Below are 1,445 nucleotides of genomic sequence, written 5' to 3' on the forward strand. Positions count from 1 at the left end.
GATCATCAATATAGACGGCGGCTTTCACCTGCGGACGCTGTAGTTTCGTAGACGCGTTCCACGGGCAGGAGCTTTTTGGCTGCGTCTGCCCGTCCCGTTTGGATAAGCTTTTGAAGCTTGCGTACAAGAGGCGTTTTATCTTCGATGCTTACGATCCACTCATCGGTGTAGCGCTGGATAATATGCCGAGTGAGGCCGACTTGAATCGAAAAGTAGGGAAGTGCGGCTCCGCGTAGGCTGCGCTCCGGATCCCACTGGATATGGACGAGAGCTGAGGCGAAGGCAATGCGCCAGTCATCGGGGTTGGGCCAGAGCGCGGGCTCGGGGTGCGTGAGGATGCCTTGCGAGAGCGCTTCTTCCCAGCCAGAACGTCTGATTTTGACGGCTAGGATACGCTCTTGGCCGGATTTCAGGCCCCAGTTGCTTCGCTCCATCAGCCACAAAAACGACGGCTTGATCCAGGTCATGCGGTGAAAGGAAAACGGGGTGACAAAGGTCTGGGCAGCGAGCGCGGCGTCTGCTATGGCTGCGTTGTACGCCTGGTAGACCGTGATGGTCTCTCTGTCGTAGGTGGCGCGGATCTCATAAAGCTCGGGCATGACGACTCTCTATCGCCATGCCCGAGGAGCTTGCTCAGTCTACAGCTCGACTTTAGCTTTACCCTCTACGAAGGTGAATCGCAAGACCGTTCCGTTGGGGAGCTGGGTATCGTCGGTGTCGAAGCTCAGGCGGCCATTGGCGCTGTTGGGGCTGGGAGCGGTGGTGATAATATCGCGGGCCGTCGAAAACGCGGTGTTGCTAAACGTGATATTGCCCACTTCTACCGGTGTGGTAGTTCGGTAGGTACTGGTTGTGCCGTCACGGGTGTAGGTGACGGGACCAGCGAACGTGGCAGAAGCCTCCGAAGCGCGCGCATCGCTATCCGAAAGACGGATTCTGAGAGCGATATTGCTGAGCGAGAAAGAAGCCGGTAAGCTCTTGCCGCTAGGCATTGTCACCTGAATGGCCGTATCCAGGCTCTGGCGCAGGCGCATGGTTCTCAGCTGTGAGACCTGAGGCAGCTCAGTATCACCAAACTCTGCGCTCTTGCTGACATTACCCGAGATCACGGCACGCCCTGAACCCACGGTCGCATCCACAGTCGTACCATTGAGCTTGACCAGATTATCAACCTCAGGGATCACCGAGTTAATTACATTGTTCACGGCCCCACAGCCGCTGAGAGCCACACAGGCCGTTCCAAGGAGAGCAAAACCGAATTTTTTCATTTCCATGTCTTTCATTATTGGAATTAGAGTACTTTTAAAATATACCTCACTACCCGACACATTTTCGTCTCCGTTCCGAACGTGGAAAACGCGTCCTGAGGGGGAGCCCCTCGTTGAGGCGTAGAGCGTGCTCTAAGCCCGCCCCGGATAAAACGCCTATGTGACAATCGGTGGTGC

At 56.0% G+C, this 1,445-nt stretch carries 2 protein-coding genes; both read right to left on the reverse strand.

Features of this window, described 5'->3' with window-relative positions:
• Nucleotides 1-5: 5 nt before the first annotated feature.
• On the reverse strand, nucleotides 6-599 hold the full coding sequence (locus tag RMO15_RS16545) for a DUF4291 domain-containing protein (RefSeq protein WP_309714552.1): 594 nt from the start codon (nucleotides 597-599) through the stop codon (nucleotides 6-8).
• Between the two features lie 39 nt (nucleotides 600-638).
• A complete protein-coding gene (locus RMO15_RS16550; protein ID WP_309714553.1) occupies nucleotides 639-1,268 on the reverse strand; it encodes a hypothetical protein in 630 nt (209 codons plus the stop codon).
• Nucleotides 1,269-1,445: the final 177 nt, after the last annotated feature.

It is taken from the genome of Armatimonas sp. (assembly GCF_031410135.1).
GTDB lineage: Bacteria > Armatimonadota > Armatimonadia > Armatimonadales > Armatimonadaceae > Armatimonas.